Source organism: Rhodophyticola sp. SM2404, assembly GCF_053570515.1.
Genome location: NZ_JBSEDL010000004.1, coordinates 138,076 through 153,755, shown reverse-complemented (window position 1 = coordinate 153,755; position 15,680 = coordinate 138,076). Strand labels below are relative to the sequence as shown.

General features: G+C 60.1%; 15 protein-coding genes. 13 read left to right on the top strand and 2 right to left on the bottom strand.

Annotated elements, in window-relative coordinates:
* The first annotated feature begins 75 nt into the window (after window positions 1-75).
* From ACTYEO_RS07780 to lexA, 6 genes are all read left to right on the top strand, one after another.
* Window positions 76-663 (top strand): anthranilate synthase component II, encoded by a 588-nt coding sequence (locus ACTYEO_RS07780; protein WP_449323160.1) that lies wholly within the window; start codon window positions 76-78, stop codon window positions 661-663.
* A complete protein-coding gene (gene trpD / locus ACTYEO_RS07775) occupies window positions 660-1,688 on the top strand; it encodes an anthranilate phosphoribosyltransferase (RefSeq protein ID WP_449323159.1) in 1,029 nt (342 codons plus the stop codon). Before ACTYEO_RS07780 ends, trpD begins: the two co-directional genes overlap by 4 nt.
* Complete coding sequence (gene trpC / locus ACTYEO_RS07770; RefSeq protein WP_449323158.1) at window positions 1,685-2,497, top strand: indole-3-glycerol phosphate synthase TrpC; 813 nt, start codon at window positions 1,685-1,687, stop codon at window positions 2,495-2,497. The genes trpD and trpC overlap by 4 nt, the downstream gene beginning before the upstream one ends.
* Window positions 2,497-2,979: a cyclic pyranopterin monophosphate synthase MoaC gene (gene moaC / locus ACTYEO_RS07765; RefSeq protein WP_449323157.1), complete on the top strand. Its 483-nt coding sequence runs from the start codon at window positions 2,497-2,499 to the stop codon at window positions 2,977-2,979. Before trpC ends, moaC begins: the two co-directional genes overlap by 1 nt.
* A complete protein-coding gene (locus tag ACTYEO_RS07760) occupies window positions 2,976-4,163 on the top strand; it encodes a molybdopterin molybdotransferase MoeA (RefSeq protein WP_449323156.1) in 1,188 nt (395 codons plus the stop codon). The genes moaC and ACTYEO_RS07760 overlap by 4 nt, the downstream gene beginning before the upstream one ends.
* Before the next feature lie 105 nt (window positions 4,164-4,268).
* Window positions 4,269-4,970: a transcriptional repressor LexA gene (gene lexA / locus ACTYEO_RS07755; RefSeq protein WP_449323155.1), complete on the top strand. Its 702-nt coding sequence runs from the start codon at window positions 4,269-4,271 to the stop codon at window positions 4,968-4,970.
* A gap of 76 nt (window positions 4,971-5,046) precedes the next feature.
* On the opposite strand, the gene ACTYEO_RS07750 is transcribed toward lexA, so the two are convergent.
* Entirely contained in the window at window positions 5,047-7,119 is a 2,073-nt protein-coding gene (locus ACTYEO_RS07750) for a ComEC/Rec2 family competence protein (RefSeq protein ID WP_449323154.1), read from the bottom strand.
* A 213-nt stretch (window positions 7,120-7,332) separates the two neighbouring features.
* Between ACTYEO_RS07750 and gltX the strand changes: the two genes are divergently transcribed.
* The 5 genes from gltX to ACTYEO_RS07725 all read left to right on the top strand — a co-directional run bounded on the left by gltX (window position 7,333) and on the right by ACTYEO_RS07725 (window position 13,193).
* Window positions 7,333-8,739, top strand: coding sequence for a glutamate--tRNA ligase (gene gltX, locus ACTYEO_RS07745; RefSeq protein ID WP_449323153.1), 1,407 nt, complete (start codon window positions 7,333-7,335; stop codon window positions 8,737-8,739).
* A 108-nt stretch (window positions 8,740-8,847) separates the two neighbouring features.
* On the top strand, window positions 8,848-10,140 hold the full coding sequence (gene gltA, locus ACTYEO_RS07740) for a citrate synthase (protein WP_449323152.1): 1,293 nt from the start codon (window positions 8,848-8,850) through the stop codon (window positions 10,138-10,140).
* Window positions 10,141-10,308: 168 nt separating this feature from the next.
* Window positions 10,309-11,247, top strand: coding sequence for a nucleoside hydrolase (locus ACTYEO_RS07735; RefSeq protein WP_449323151.1), 939 nt, complete (start codon window positions 10,309-10,311; stop codon window positions 11,245-11,247).
* A complete protein-coding gene (locus ACTYEO_RS07730; RefSeq protein WP_449323150.1) occupies window positions 11,244-11,693 on the top strand; it encodes an N-acetyltransferase family protein in 450 nt (149 codons plus the stop codon). Before ACTYEO_RS07735 ends, ACTYEO_RS07730 begins: the two co-directional genes overlap by 4 nt.
* Window positions 11,694-11,750: 57 nt before the next feature.
* The gene (locus ACTYEO_RS07725; protein ID WP_449323149.1) at window positions 11,751-13,193 is read left to right on the top strand and encodes a protein adenylyltransferase SelO; all 1,443 of its coding nucleotides are present in this window, start codon (window positions 11,751-11,753) and stop codon (window positions 13,191-13,193) included.
* A gap of 20 nt (window positions 13,194-13,213) precedes the next feature.
* Here ACTYEO_RS07725 and ACTYEO_RS07720 read toward each other — a convergent pair whose 3' ends face one another.
* Window positions 13,214-14,113 carry a DMT family transporter gene (locus ACTYEO_RS07720; RefSeq protein ID WP_449323148.1) on the bottom strand — a complete coding sequence of 300 codons (900 nt, stop codon included), beginning with the start codon at window positions 14,111-14,113 and terminating at the stop codon, window positions 13,214-13,216.
* A gap of 166 nt (window positions 14,114-14,279) precedes the next feature.
* Here ACTYEO_RS07720 and ACTYEO_RS07715 point away from each other — a divergent pair, with 166 nt between their 5' ends.
* Window positions 14,280-14,693, top strand: coding sequence for a Fur family transcriptional regulator (locus ACTYEO_RS07715; protein WP_449323147.1), 414 nt, complete (start codon window positions 14,280-14,282; stop codon window positions 14,691-14,693).
* An 84-nt stretch (window positions 14,694-14,777) separates the two neighbouring features.
* Window positions 14,778-15,674, top strand: coding sequence for a DMT family transporter (locus ACTYEO_RS07710; RefSeq protein ID WP_449323146.1), 897 nt, complete (start codon window positions 14,778-14,780; stop codon window positions 15,672-15,674).
* Window positions 15,675-15,680: the final 6 nt, after the last annotated feature.

Genomic DNA, 15,680 nt, shown 5'->3' with positions numbered 1-15,680 from the left:
CCATGCCGCGCGGCTCTGAACATGTATACCCCGAGCGCGCGCTCGCTTCACCCCCTATTCACGAGGGCAGGCAACATGCTGCTACTGATCGATAATTACGACAGTTTTACATATAACCTTGTCCATTATTTGGGCGAATTGGGCGCGGATGTGAAGGTTGTCCGCAATGATGCACTAAGTGTGCAGGACGCGCTCGGGCTAAAACCCGAGGCGATTTTGCTCTCGCCAGGCCCGCGTGACCCTGCACAGGCAGGAATTTGCCTAAGCCTGACCAAGGCCGCAGCCACCGCGCGCGTGCCTTTGATGGGGGTCTGTCTGGGCCATCAAACCATTGGTGAGGCTTTTGGCGGCAAGGTGGTGCGCTGCAACGAGATCGTGCATGGCAAGATGGGAGAGATTCACCATCAGGGCAAAGGCGTGTTTGCGGGGCTGCCCTCGCCGCTTTTGGGCACGCGCTATCACAGCCTTGTGGTGGATCGCGACAGCCTGCCTGATGAGCTCGAAATCACGGCAGAATTGCCCGATGGCAACATCATGGGCCTGCGTCATAAAACGCTGCCCATTGAAGGGGTTCAATTCCACCCCGAAAGCATCCGCTCCGAGCATGGGCATGCGATGCTGAAGAATTTTCTTGATATGGCAAAAACGGCAGAACCCGCATGAGCGCTTCAGATGCAATGAAACCCCTGATCTACGCCGCCTCCGAGGGGCCGCTTTCACGCGCGCAGGCCGAGGAGGCCTTCACCCATCTGTTTGAGGGCACAGCCACCCCCGCACAAATGGGCGGGCTGTTGATGGCGATGCGGGCGCGTGGCGAATCTGTGGCCGAATATGCTGCTGCCGCCGCCGTGATGCGCGCCAAATGTGTTTCAGTGAACGCGCCTGAGGGCGCGATGGATATCGTCGGCACAGGCGGTGATGGCAAAGGCACGCTGAATATCTCGACCGCGACAGCCTTTGTTGTGGCGGGCGCTGGTGTGCCCGTGGCCAAACATGGCAATCGCAATCTGAGTTCCAAATCAGGCGCGGCAGATGCGCTTGGGGTGATGGGCATCAATGTCATGGTCGGCGCCGATGTGGTCGAGCGCGCCATTTCCGAGGCGGGGATCGGCTTTATGATGGCCCCCATGCATCACCCTGCGATCAAGCATGTGATGCCCGTGCGCACCGAGCTTGGCTGCAAGACCATCTTCAACATCCTCGGGCCGCTGACCAACCCCGCAGGCGTCAAACGCCAATTGACGGGCGCTTTCGCGATTGATCTGATTTTCCCGATGGCCGAGACCCTGAAGGACCTCGGCTCCGAGAAAGCTTGGCTGGTGCATGGCTCGGATGGCACTGACGAGATCACCATCACAGGCAAGACCGATATCGCGGTTCTGGCAGATGGCAAGATCACGGGGCTTGAGGTTCACCCTGAGGATGCAGGCCTGCCCGTGCATCCTTTCCGTGACATTCTTGGCGGCACACCCGAAGAAAATGGCGTGGCTTTCAAGGCCCTGCTGGAGGGCGCGCAAAGCGCCTATCGTGACGCGGTTTTGCTGAATGCAGCGGCGGCGCTGGTTGTGGCGGATAAAGCCAGTGACCTGAAACAAGGCGTTGAAATGGCACGCGAAAGCATCGATTCAGGTGCCGCGAAACGCGCGGTTGAGACCTTGGCCCGCATCACATCGGAGGCTGCCGCATGAGCACCCCAACCATCCTTGAAAAGATCAAAGCCTATAAGCTTGAGGAAATCGCCGCAGACCGCGCCGAGACCTCCTATGAGGATATCTGCGCCGAGGCCCGCGCGGCCTCGCCCGTGCGCCCCTTTGGCGATGCGCTGCAACAAGCCAGCCAGCAAGGCTATGGTCTGATCGCCGAGATCAAGAAGGCCAGCCCCTCCAAAGGTCTGATCCGCGCCGATTTCGATCCGCCCGCTTTGGCCAAGGCCTATGCCGATGGCGGGGCGACCTGCCTGTCGGTGCTGACCGATGGACCCAGCTTCCAAGGCGCGCCCGACTACATGATCGCCGCGCGCGAGGCCTGCGATCTGCCCGTTTTGCGCAAGGATTTCATGTATGACACCTATCAGGTCGCGCAAGCGCGCGCTTGGGGGGCGGATTGTATCCTGATTATCATGGCCTCGGTCAGCGATGCCCAAGCCGATGAGCTTGAGAAAGCCGCCGAAGAATGGGGCATGGATGCGCTGATCGAAGTGCATAACGAGGAAGAGCTTGAGCGCGCCTCGCGCCTCAAATCGCGGCTCTTGGGGATCAATAACCGCGATCTCAACACCTTCGAGACCACTTTGGACACCACCCGCCGCCTTGTGCGCGTGGCCCCTGAGAACCGCTTGATAATTTCGGAAAGCGGGTTGTTCATCCCTGCCGATCTGGCCGATATGGCCCGCTATGGCGCGCGGTGCTTCTTGATTGGGGAAAGCCTGATGCGGCAGGATGATGTTGCCGCCGCAACCCGCGCACTGCTGGATAAACCGATGACAGGAATGGCCTGATGTCGGGCGGCAAGCTGACCCATTTCGACGGCGCGGGGCAGGCCCATATGGTCGATGTCTCGGAGAAGGCTGTGACCGACCGCATCGCGACCGCTCAAGCATGGGTCAAGATGCTGCCCGAAACCTTTGATATCCTTCAAGAAGGCAGCGCCAAGAAAGGCGATGTTCTGGGGATTGCACGGCTGGCAGGCATCATGGGGGCCAAGAAGACGGCCGATCTGATCCCGCTCTGCCATCCTCTGCCGATCACCAAAGTCTCGCTTGATTTGCAGCCTGATACCAGCCTGCCGGGTGTGCGGATCGAAGCCACGGTCAAAACCTCGGGTCAGACGGGTGTCGAGATGGAAGCGCTCAGCGCGGCCTCCACGGCGGCGCTGACGGTCTATGACATGCTCAAAGCCGTGGATCGCGGCATGGAGATCGGCGGTCTACGGGTTGTCTTGAAGGATGGCGGCAAATCGGGCCGCTATGAGGCGGAATGATCTCCGTCGCGCAAGCGCTTGAGGCCTGTCTGGCCCTGACAACCCCCCTCTCGTCCGAGGAGATCGCCTTGCAAGACGGGTTGGGGCGGGTCTTGGCCGCCCCCGTCACTGCAATGCGGGACCAGCCGCCCTTTGCGGCCTCTGCGATGGATGGCTATGCGCTGAAGGCCGCGCAAGCCAGCGCTGGCGCACAGTTCCGTGTCGTGGGTGAAGCGCCTGCGGGCCATATGTGGACAGGCGTCCTGCAAGATGGCGAGGCACTGCGCATTTTCACAGGCGCCCCCCTGCCCGAGGGTGCGGACAGGATCATCATTCAGGAAGATATCACCCGTGACGGCGATGTGATCACCCTGAAGGACGGGTTTGATGAAGGCCCCCATATCCGTGCCGCGGGAAATGATTTCCGCATTGGCGACCGCTTGGAGGCCCCGCGGCGTTTGCGGCCGCAAGATCTGGCGCTTGCCGCCTCGATGAATGCGCCGCGCCTGCAGGTCACGCGCAAGCCCGAGGTCGCGCTGATCGCCACGGGGGATGAGCTTGTGATGCCAGGCAGCAGCCCCGCACCCGATCAGATCATCGCCTCGAACACCTTCGGGCTGAAAGCGATGATCGAGGCCGAGGGCGGCCATGCGCGCCTTTTGCCGATTGCACGTGACACCCGTGAAAGCCTTGAGACGGTGTTTGATCTCGCCTCAAGCGCTGATCTGATCGTGACCATCGGCGGGGCTTCGGTTGGCGATCATGATCTGGTGGGGCAAGTGGCCCAAGATATGGGGCTGGAGCGCGCCTTCTACAAAATCGCGATGCGGCCGGGCAAACCCCTGATGGCGGGCCGCTTGGGCAAATCCGCCATGCTTGGCCTGCCTGGAAATCCTGTTTCGGCTATGGTCTGCGGGCATTTGTTTCTGGTGCCGATGCTGCATGGGTTTTTGGGCCTGCCCGCCACAGCCCCGCAACGGTTTCAGGCGCGGCTCGCGGTTGATCTGCCCCCCAATGGCCCGCGTGAGCATTACATGCGCGCCACGCTGGAGCATCACAGCCACCCCCTGCCCGAGATCACGCCTTTCACACGGCAAGACAGCGCCTTGCTCAGCGTCTTCTCGCAGGCAGGCGCGCTGATGATCCGCCCGCCCCATCAAGAGGCGCTCAAAGCGGGCAGCATGGTCGACTACCTCACCCTTTAGCGCTGCGTTTTCACAAATTGTTGACACAATGGGCGAACAAGGGTAGAACATAACCCGAACAACCCGGCCCGAGCAGTGATGTGGCCCAAACGGGGAATATTGAACATGCTGACCAAAAAACAGCTCGATCTGTTGGAATTCATTCATAAACGCGTGCAGCGTGATGGTGTGCCGCCCTCTTTTGACGAGATGAAAGAGGCGCTGGATCTGCGCTCCAAATCGGGCATCCACCGCCTGATCACCGCATTGGAAGAACGCGGCTTCATCCGCAGGCTCGCCCATAAGGCCCGCGCCTTGGAGGTTGTGAAATTGCCCGAAGCGCTGGAGCAAAAACTGGCAGGCGCAACCGGATTTTCGCCACGCGTGATTGAGGGTGACAAGGTTGATCCGCCCCGCGATGCGATCCCTGTGGAAAGCGCCGCCGCGATTGAGTTGCCCGTGATGGGCCGCATCGCGGCAGGCACCCCGATTGAGGCATTAGCCGAAGTGGCCAGCCATGTCGCGGTGCCCCATCAGATGCTTGGTACTGGCAAAAGCCATTACGCGCTTGAGGTGAAGGGCGACTCGATGATCGAGGCGGGCATCAATGAAGGGGATATCGTCGTGATCGAGGAAGGCTCCACAGCCGATAACGGGGATATCGTTGTCGCTTTGGTCGAAGGCTATGAGGCCACGCTGAAACGGTTCCGCCGCAAGGCAGGCATGATCGCGCTGGAAGCCGCCAACCCCGCCTATGAAACCCGCGTTCTGCCGGAAGATCAGGTGAAGGTGCAGGGGCGTCTTGTCGGACTGATCCGGACGTATTGAGACCCAGACAGGGCCCTGCCCTGACAATTCTGCCAATGGAAATTCAAAAAGCGCGCTCCCGTTGGGGCGTGCTTTTTTATTGCCGCGACCAGAGGCGGCGGCCCTGAATTTGAGCGGAGGTCACCGCGACAAGCCTGTCTTGATCCAGCGTAAAGGCAATTGCCCCTGTGCGGCGGAAGCTTTCTGGCGTCAGGAACACGCAGGCCTCGGACGGCCCATGCGCATGCGCCGCCCCTTGGAGGGGGCTTGGCAAAACATTCCCCGCCGCATCAGGCATTGAGGCGATGCGCTCGGTCTCGGGCGGTGTGGCGATGACGACGATGCGGTGGCGGGCGCAGGCCGCGTCGGCCTCACGCGCCGCTTGCGCACCGCGGCCATGCCAGATCGAACGCCCTGCCAAGACCACGCTATGCCCCGCGCCATCCTCGCGCCAGCCCGATCGGGCGGCGGCTTGTGCCTGATCGGCCCCGTCCCCGTCATTTTCAAGCCAGATACCAGCAACAAACCCATCGCCCCTATCCCGCGACAGCGCTCGCCCCTCAGGCGTCAAAAGCCCCGCAATCCCGCCCGAGGGAGAAACCAGCAGCTCAGGCCGCGCGGCCCCTTGCCACATCACAAGGCCGATAAGCATCGGCAAAACCCCGATAAACCGCGCCCTTCCTTGCCAGATTATAACAAGCAGTGCGCCCATGCTCAGCAGCGGCAGGACCCAAGGCTGGGGCACCTGCACCAAACGCGCGGCCGAGGGCCAATCCGCGATATGCGCCGCGACGCTCAATATCCAGATCAGGCCCTGCTCCATCACCCAAAAGGGCAGCCAATCCAGACCCAAGGGCCATAGCAGCCCTGCCAACACCGCGAAGGGGATAACGACCGAGCCCATGACCGGCACCGATAAAAGATTGGCCAGCAAGCCATAGCTTGCCATCTGGTTGAAATGCGCCGCCGCAAAAGGGGCCGTCGCGGCCCCTGCCACCACGGAGGAGATCACCAATGCAGAAAAGCCTTTGGCCCATTTGGGTTGACGTCTGAGCCACTCGCGCCCGCGCAAGGCATTGAACACTGCCACCAGTGCCACCGTGGCGGCAAAGGACATCTGGAAACCGGGTGACAGTAGTGTCTCGGGGCGGCGGGCCAGCACGATCAATGCCGCAATCGCAACCGAGCGCAGCGTCACGGCCCGCCTGTCGAGCATGACAGCCGTAAACATCACGCCCACCTGAATAAAGGCCCGCTCGGTCGCGACATTGCCGCCTGACAAGGCCAGATAGAACGCGCCTGCAAGCAGTGCGGCCATCGCGGCCCATTTTCGGATCGGGTAGCGCAGCGCAAGGGTCTGGCTCAGCGCCAAGCCATAGCGCAGGGCGGCATAGATAAACCCTGTCAGAAGCCCCATATGCAGCCCCGAAATTGCCAAAAGATGCGCGATATTCGTGGCGCGCATATTCTCGATCGAGGTCGCATTCAGGCCCGATCTATCACCCGTCAGAACCGCCGCCGCGAAAGCCCCAGCCTGCCCGTCAATCCTGCTCTGGATGGCGGCGGATAGGCGCAGGCGCATATGGGTGATCGGCGCGGAACGGGGCGCGCGCGGCTCCAACAACAGCGCAGGCGTGCGCGTATAGCCAAGCGCGCCAAGCGTCAAAAACCAAGCATGGCGCTGGAAATCAAAGCCACCGGGCTCTGCCGCGCCTTCGGGGGGCAAAAGATGCCCTGTCATCATCACCAGATCACCTGGGGAAGGATCAAGCCAGATTTGCTCGCCATGCAGCGAGACACGCACGCGCAGCGGCGTCTGCTCGCGCGGGATGCGCGACAGCACCACGTGGTCCAAGGTCAGGCGCAACGCGTCCGAGGCCGATCGGTCAATCGCCACCACCCGCCCCTCAATCGGGCCGTAATAGCGGAAATCAAGAACAGGCCCGCTGACATGATGGGCGCGCGCACCCGCCAGTAAAAACCCCGCAAGAATGAGAGTTACCCCCATGAAAAAAGGGCCATATCCCTCACGCAAAGGGGCAAGGCGCGATAGGGCCAGCGCGATAAGACCCGCCACCAAGACAAGGCTATAGGTCAGCATGTCAGGTTCGAATTTCAGGCCAAAATAGAGCGCCACCCCTGCCCCGACACAGACCGGCGCCCAAGGCATCAGCGCGCCCCTTTGGCCATTGATCAGCGCATGGACCCAGCCCTTTGTCTGGCACTCCATTCGGGATCTGAGCCATGACAGGTGCGGCACTCTTGTCTCCCCACTCGGGCTTCCCTAAAACGCAAGCGTCATCAAGCCGTAACATGGTTAGAGAATGGTTAACGCGCGTCGCCTCTGTGAAGGAGAATCGCGTTTGACCCTCAAGGAGATTTCATGACCGAGGTAGTCACCCGTTTCGCCCCCTCCCCCACGGGCTTTCTTCACATTGGCGGCGCACGCACCGCGTTGTTCAACTGGCTCTATGCCCGCGGGCGAGGTGGAAAGTTCCTGCTGCGCATTGAGGATACGGATCGCGAACGCTCCACCTCCGAGGCGACCGAGGCCATTTTGAACGGGCTGACATGGTTGGGGCTTGATTGGGATGGCGAGGCGATCAGCCAGTTCGAGCGCGCCGCGCGCCATGCCGAGGTGGCCCATGCCATGCTGGATGCAGGCACAGCGTATAAGTGTTTTGCCACGCAGGACGAAATCCAGAGCTTCCGCGATCAGGCCAAGGAAGAGGGCCGCTCGACGCTGTATCTCAGCCCGTGGCGCGACACGCCCGCAGCGGAGCATCCCGATGCGCCTTTCGTGGTGCGCCTGAAAGCGCCGCGCGATGGTCAAACCGTGATCGAGGATGCCGTTCAGGGCCAAGTGACCTTCCGCAATGACCAGTTGGATGACATGGTGCTGCTGCGCTCGGACGGGACGCCGACCTATATGCTGGCGGTTGTGGTGGATGACCATGATATGGGCGTGACCCATGCCATTCGCGGCGATGATCACCTCAATAACGCTGCACGTCAGGCGCAAATCTATCTTGCCATGGGTTGGGACCTGCCTGTCTTTGCGCATATCCCGCTGATCCATGGCCCTGATGGCAAGAAATTGTCGAAACGCCACGGCGCGCTCGGGGTCGAGGAATATGCCGCCATGGGCTATCCAGCGGCTGCCATGCGCAACTACCTTGCGCGGCTTGGCTGGAGCCATGGCGATGACGAATTGTTCCTCGATGAACAGGCGCGCGACTGGTTCGATCTTGCAGGGATCGGCAAATCGCCCGCACGGCTCGATTTCAAGAAACTTGATAATGTGTCCTCTTGGCATATCTCCCAGATGGAGGATGCCGATCTTGTTTCACAAATCGAAGGATATGTGTCGCAAACAGATCAGACCGCGCTTTCGCAGTCGCAGAAAGATGGGCTGACCAAAGCGATGTATTGCCTCAAGGAGCGAGCCAAGACTTTGCCCGACCTGATGGAAAAAGCCGTGTTTGTTCTGCAGGAAAGGCCCTTAATTCCCGAGGAAAAAGCGGCAAAAGCACTTGACGATGTATCCCGTGGTATACTGAAAGAATTGACGCCGCACCTGCAAAATGCTAGCTGGACGCGAGACACGCTGGAGGCGGTCGTTTCACAGGTCGCCGAGGCGCATGAAACGAAGCTTGGCAAGCTGGCTGGCCCTTTGAGGGCCGCGCTGTCAGGCCGCTCCGTCAGCCCGAGCGTTTTCGATATGATGCTGGTGATCGGGCGGGAGGAGACCATTGCCCGATTGCAAGACGCAGCCCCAAGCGCGGAGTGAACAGCCCCGCCGGTAAGATTTTAGGGCGTCTTTAAAGATGCCTGACTACAAGTTTCCCCAAGCCCAGATCTCCGCATCTGCGTTTGGGTCACATAGAAAGGGAACGAGATGGCAGAAAATAAAACAGCAAGCTTGAGCTTTAATGGCAAAACCTTTGAATTGCCAATGCATTCACCAAGCGCTGGCCCTGATGTCATCGACATTGGCAAGCTCTATGGTCAGGCCGATGTGTTCACCCATGATCCCGGCTTCACCTCCACCTCGGCCTGTGAAAGCGCGATTACCTTTATTGATGGCGAAAAGGGCGAATTGCTGCATCGTGGCTACCCGATCGATCAATTGGCGAAGAACTCGCATTTCCTCGAAGTATGCTACCTGCTGCTTTACGGCGAATTGCCAAGCGCGACCGTGCTGGAGGATTTCGAGGCGCGTGTGACCAATCACACCATGATCCACGAGCAGATGCATAACTTCTTCCGTGGGTTCCGCCGTGATGCACACCCAATGGCCACAATGGTTGGCGTTGTGGGCGCGATGTCGGCCTTCTACCACGACAGCACCGATATTTCCGATCCGTGGCAGCGCGAAGTGGCCTCGATCCGCATGATCGCCAAGATGCCGACGATTGCGGCAATGGCCTATAAATATTCGATCGGGCAGCCTTTCGTTTATCCACGCAATGATCTGGATTACGCGACAAACTTCCTGCGCATGTGCTTTGCTGTGCCCGCCGAGGAATACCAGCCCGATCCGATCCTGAGCCGCGCAATGGACCGTATCTTCACGCTGCATGCCGATCATGAGCAGAACGCCTCGACCTCGACCGTGCGTTTGGCGGGCTCTTCGGGGGCCAACCCCTTTGCCTGTATCGCAGCCGGTATTGCCTGCCTTTGGGGCCCTGCCCATGGTGGTGCGAACCAAGCCTGCCTCGAGATGCTGCGCGAAATCGGCTCGGTTGACCGCATCCCTGAATATATCGCCCGCGCTAAGGATAAGGCCGACCCGTTCCGCCTGATGGGCTTTGGCCACCGCGTTTATAAAAACTTCGATCCCCGCGCCAAGGTGATGAAGGAATCGGCGGATGAGGTGCTTGAATTGCTGGGTGTTGAAAACAACCCCACCCTGCAAGTCGCCAAGGAGCTTGAGCGGATCGCGCTGGAAGATTCCTATTTCGCGGATAAGAAACTCTACCCGAATGTCGATTTCTATTCGGGCATTATCCTTGATGCGATGGGGTTCCCGACCTCCATGTTCACACCAGTTTTCGCGGTGTCCCGCACCGTGGGCTGGATTGCACAATGGAAAGAGATGATCGCCGATCCGGCAGGCAAAATCGGCCGCCCGCGCCAGCTCTATACCGGTGCGACCTATCGCGACTATGTCGATATCGAGAACCGCTGAACCACTCCAGCATAGTTCATCAAAATTCAGGCCGCCTCTTTGGGGCGGCCTTTTTGATTTGTGAGGGCGGCAGTGGCAAAGCTTCGCCTTACGCGCCGAAATTGCGTTGCATCATAGCGGCGCTCGGGTCAGGCTGCGGGCGAAACAGGCAGCACGATAGGATCAAAGATGACACGCAAGATCATCATCGACACAGACCCCGGACAAGATGACGCCGTGGCAATCCTTCTGGCCTTGGCCAGCCCTGAGCAGTTGGATGTTCTGGGGGTTGTGGCCGTCGCAGGCAATGTCCCGCTTGATCTGACCGAGAAAAACGCCCGCATCGTGTGTGAATTGGCAGGCAAGCCCGAAACCCCCGTGTTCAAAGGCTGTGCCGCGCCGCTGGCACGCAAGCTGGTCACGGCGGAACATGTGCATGGCAAAACGGGGCTGGACGGGCCGCAATTGCCTGATCCGGTGATGGAATTGCAGGATGAAGACGGGGTTGATTTCATTATCCGTTCCCTGCGTGAGCATACCCCCAAATCGGTAACGCTCTGCCCTTTGGGCCCGCTCACCAATATCGCCACAGCCTTTCAACGCGCCCCCGATATCATTGAACGGGTGCAGGAAATCGTGCTGATGGGCGGGGCCTATTTCGAGGTAGGCAACATCACGCCCGCGGCCGAGTTCAACATCTATGTGGACCCAGAAGCCGCTGAAATCGTGTTCAAATCTGGCGTACCGATCACGGTGATGCCGCTGGATGTCACCCATCAGGCGCTGACCACACGCCCCCGCGTTGAAGCCTTTCGCGAGATGGGCAGCGAAGTGGGCCGCATGGTGGCCGAATGGACCGATTTCTTTGAACGCTTCGATAAGGAGAAATACGGCTCGGAAGGCGCGCCTTTGCATGATCCTTGTGTGATTGCCTATTTGCTGGCCCCGCATCTGTTCAAGGGCCGCTATGTGAATGTGGAGATCGAGACAGGATCGGAGTTGACCTTGGGCATGACGGTGGCCGATTGGTGGCGCGTCTCGGGGCGTGAGGCCAATGCGATGTTCATGGGCGAGCTGAATGCAGAGGGGTTCTTTGCCCTTCTGACCGAGCGTTTGGCGCGGTTATGAGCCAGCTTGTCCATCTTGCCACCGCCCAAGATGCCGCGCGCCTGCTGCCCTTGATCGAACGCTTCCACGAAAGCCAAGCCATTACAATGAGCGTTGAGGCCCGCGAGGCCGCCATGCAGCCCTTGCTTGATGGCAACCCGCTTGGGGCGATCTGGCTGATCGGCCCGCGCCAAGCGCCTGTGGGCTATATCGCGCTGTCCTTTGGTTGGTCCATCGCGCGGGGCGGGATGGAGGGCAGGATCACCGATTTCTTCATCCGCGAGAAAATCCGCGGGCGCGGCATGGGGGGTGACACGCTTGCAGCGCTGCTGCCGCAATTGCGCGAGGCGGGGCTGGTTGCGCTGCATCTTGATATTCCTGCACAGGGCGAGGCTGTGGCACGGCTGTTCAAACGCATGGGGTTCCGCCTGCGCGAGGATATGCACGCCATGTCATGGGGGCTTTAGCGTGAATTGCGCGCGGCCCACTGGTAAAGGCGGCCCTGCTGGCACATATTCCATCCCATGACCTTCTCGATCCCCTTTGACAATTCCTATGCCCGCCTGCCCGACCGCTTTTTTGCGCGGCAAGCGCCCGAGCCTGTCTCGGCCCCGCGCCTGATCGCGCTCAACCGTGATCTGGCGGCTGAATTGGGCATCACCCTGCCCGAAGATGACGACGCGATTGCGCGTATTTTTGCGGGCAATGAGATTACCGAGGGCTCCGAGCCTTTGGCGCAGGCCTATGCGGGGCATCAATTCGGCGGATGGGTGCCCCAGCTTGGCGATGGCCGCGCGGTTCTTTTGGGCGAGGTTTTGGACCAAGACGGGCAGCGACGGGATATCCAGCTTAAAGGGGCGGGCCGCACGCCTTATTCCCGCTCAGGCGATGGCAGGGCATGGCTGGGGCCTGTCTTGCGCGAATATATCCTGTCCGAGGCGATGCATGCGCTTGGCATCCCCACAACCCGCGCGCTGGCAGCGGTGGAAACGGGCGATATCGTGCTGCGCGAAACCCGCCTTCCAGGCGCTGTTTTCACCCGCGTGGCCGCCAGCCATCTCCGCGTAGGTAGTTTCCAGTTTTTCGCAGCCAAACAGGATGTCGAAGCTCTGCAAATACTTTGCGATTACGCCATCGCGCGCCATTACCCGCAGGCAGAGGGGCCTGTGGGCTTGCTCAAAGCCGTGATCGGGGCGCAGGCGCAGTTGATCGCCGCATGGATGGGGGTGGGCTTTATCCATGGGGTGATGAATACCGATAATATGACCATCTCGGGCGAGACGATTGATTACGGCCCTGCCGCCTTCCTTGATGCCTATCACCCCGAAAAGGTCTTCTCCTCCATCGACCAATTCGGGCGCTATGCCTTTGGCAACCAACCCCAAATCGCGGTCTGGAATATCGCGCAACTGGCGACACCCCTTTTGCCGCTGATGCCCGACAGAGATGCCGCGATTGAAGAATTGACCGACGTGGTCAATGGTTTCTCGGATGCATTCAACACGGCATGGGAAGCGGTGCTGCGCGCCAAATTGGGGCTGGCAGAGCCGCATGAGGGCGATGCCGCGCTGGCCTTTGACCTGCTGGCCCGCATGGCAGGGGGCCAAGCCGATTTTACCCTGACTTTCCGCGCGCTCTCCTCAGATGATCCTGCCCGCGCGCGTGCCTATTTCACGGACCCCATCCGTTTGGATGACTGGTTGGCCCAATGGCAGGCACGGCTGGCGCAGGAGGCTCGCACAGATGAGGCGCGCATCACCGCCATGCAAGCGGCCAATCCTGCCTTCATTCCGCGCAATCACCGCGTGGAAGAGGTGATCCAAGCCGCCCTCACAGGCGATTACGCGCCGTTTCACAGGTTGAACGAGGTGTTGTCGCGCCCCTTTGACGCGCAAGCCGCGCATGCCGCCTATCAAGACCCGCCCGAGGATCATGAACGCGTCACCCGCACCTTTTGCGGCACCTAAGGGCGCTTCGGGTCAGGCCGTCATTCAGCGCGAGGCTTTGGCGGGCGATTAATGATGATCAGGCCTGCGCAAACCAGCGCCAAGGCCACGCCAATCTCAGGGCCGACATGTTCCCCCAATAACAACCAGCCCAACCCGACACCAAAGATCGGCGACAAAAAGCTGAAGGATGCGATGGAGGAGGCAGGGTAGATCGACAACAGCCAGAGCCAGAACAAAAACGCGGCCGAAACGACAACCACGATCTGAAAGGCCAGCCCCGCCCAATGAATGAAACTTGGGTCCCGCAGGAAAGGGCCGAAAGCAAAGGCCGCGATCAACAGCAAAGGGGCCGAGACTGAAAGCTGCCATAGCAACTGCATCTCGGGTCTGACTTCACGCAGGCGGGTGCCACGCGCACAAAGCGCAATCCCTGCCCATCCCACCGCGCCTCCAAGTGCCATAAGATCCCCCAACAACGAGGCCTCGCCCTCGGGCCCGCCCTGATTGATGATCGCCCAAGCCACACCTGCAAAGGCCAGACTCATTCCAAAAGCTTTGCGCGGGGTGATCTTGTCATCGGGGATCAGAAAATGCGCACCAATCGCCAGCCAGAAGGGCATGGTGTAGAAAATCACCGAGCTGCGGGTCACGGTGGTCAGGTCAAGCGCCACGAAAAGGCATATGAATTCCACCGCGAAAATTGTGCCTATCATCAGGCCTGCGGGCACGGTTCCAGCCGCAATCTCGATCCGGATGCCACGTGCCTTCATCCATAATGCGATCAACACAGCCCCGCCAAGCGATCTGAGGCCTGCGAAAAAGATCGGTTGCAGCCCTTCATTCGTGACGCGGATCACCACTTGGTTAAAGGCCAGAAGCACGGCAAAACCCGTCATCGCGATCACGCCAAAGGCGTCCATCTGTGTTTTTCGATCCATGGGGGGCCGCTCCGTTTTTGGTCCGCATGGGGTGGACCTTTGCATGCGGGCTGTCAATGCCGTGTCGGTATCAGACTGCAGCGGTTCCGCCCTGCCCCTGTTCTGACTTTTCGCCGCGGCTTGCTTGGTCTAGAAGGTTTCGCGAAGAGGATCGACTGGAAGACGCATGGCCGAGACAATCGAAATGCGCTGCGAGGCGCGCAGCCTGAGAATGACCGAACAGCGGCGCGTGATTGCGCAGGTCTTGGATGAGGCTGACGATCACCCCGATGTCGAAGAGCTTTATGCCCGCGCCTCGGCACGTGATCCGCGCATCTCGATTGCCACGGTCTATCGCACGGTCAAGCTGTTCGAGGAGGCAGGCATTATCGAGCGGTTGGAATTCGGCGATGGCCGCGCGCGCTATGAAGATGCCGAGCGGGAACATCACGACCATCTGATCGATATGCATACAGGCGAGGTGATCGAATTCGTCGATCCCGATATCGAAGCCTTGCAGGAAAAGATCGCAGCCAAGCTCGGCTATACGCTGAAGGGCCATAAGCTTGAACTTTACGGCTCGCCCATCAAGAAGGGCTGAGCCTGCCCCCTTCCCGTGACACGGCTTTCCATATCCCTCCAATCGGCGTAAGCGGGTTATACACCCAGCCTGATCGGAACGCTTATGGATAACCTTCGCGGCATTGCCCTGATGATCGCTGCCATGGCAGGTTTTGCGATGGAGGACGCCTTTATCAAGGCCTCCAGCGCGTCGATGCCAGCGGGCCAGATTTTGCTGGTTTTGGGCATTGGCGGATCAGTGGCCTTTGCGCTGATGCTGAAGGCGCGTGGCGAGCCGGTCATCTCCAAAGCCTTGCTCAACCGCGCGGTGATGATCCGCAATATCTCCGAGATGGTGGCCGCGATGTTCTTTGTGACAGCCCTTGTGCTGGCGCCGATCTCGACGGTGGCCGCGATCCTGCAAGCCACGCCATTGGCCGTGACCTTGGGAGCCGCGATCTTCCTTGGCGCGCCTGTGGGCTGGCGCAGATGGACTGCGATCGGGGTGGGGTTTGTGGGGGTTCTGATGATCCTGCGGCCTGGAACGGGGGCTTTTGATCTGGGCTCGCTTCTGGCCGCGATTGCCGTGATCTTGATGGCGATCCGTGATCTTTCCACCCGCCTTGTCCCGCCCGAGATCAAATCGCTGCAATTGGCCTGTTACGGCTTTGCGGCCTGTATCCCTGCGGGTCTGATCCTGCTGGCGCTGTTTGGCGGTGCGAATGTTCCCGACCAAAGCGCGATGCTGACCGTGCTTGGCGCGCTGGTTGTCGGCATGGCGGGCTACTACGCGATCACAGCCGCCATGCGTGTGGGCGAGATCGCAGTGGTCACACCCTTTCGCTATACGCGGCTGATTTTCACCATGGCTTTGGGGGTGTTTTTCTTTGCCGAGCGCCCCGATGGCTGGACCTTAGCGGGGGCTGCTTTGATCATCGGGTCGGGTCTTTTCACCATTTTGCGCGAGGCACATCTGTCGCAACGTCAAAGAGGCCTTCCTTCCCAGCCCACAGGGCGTTAAAACGCC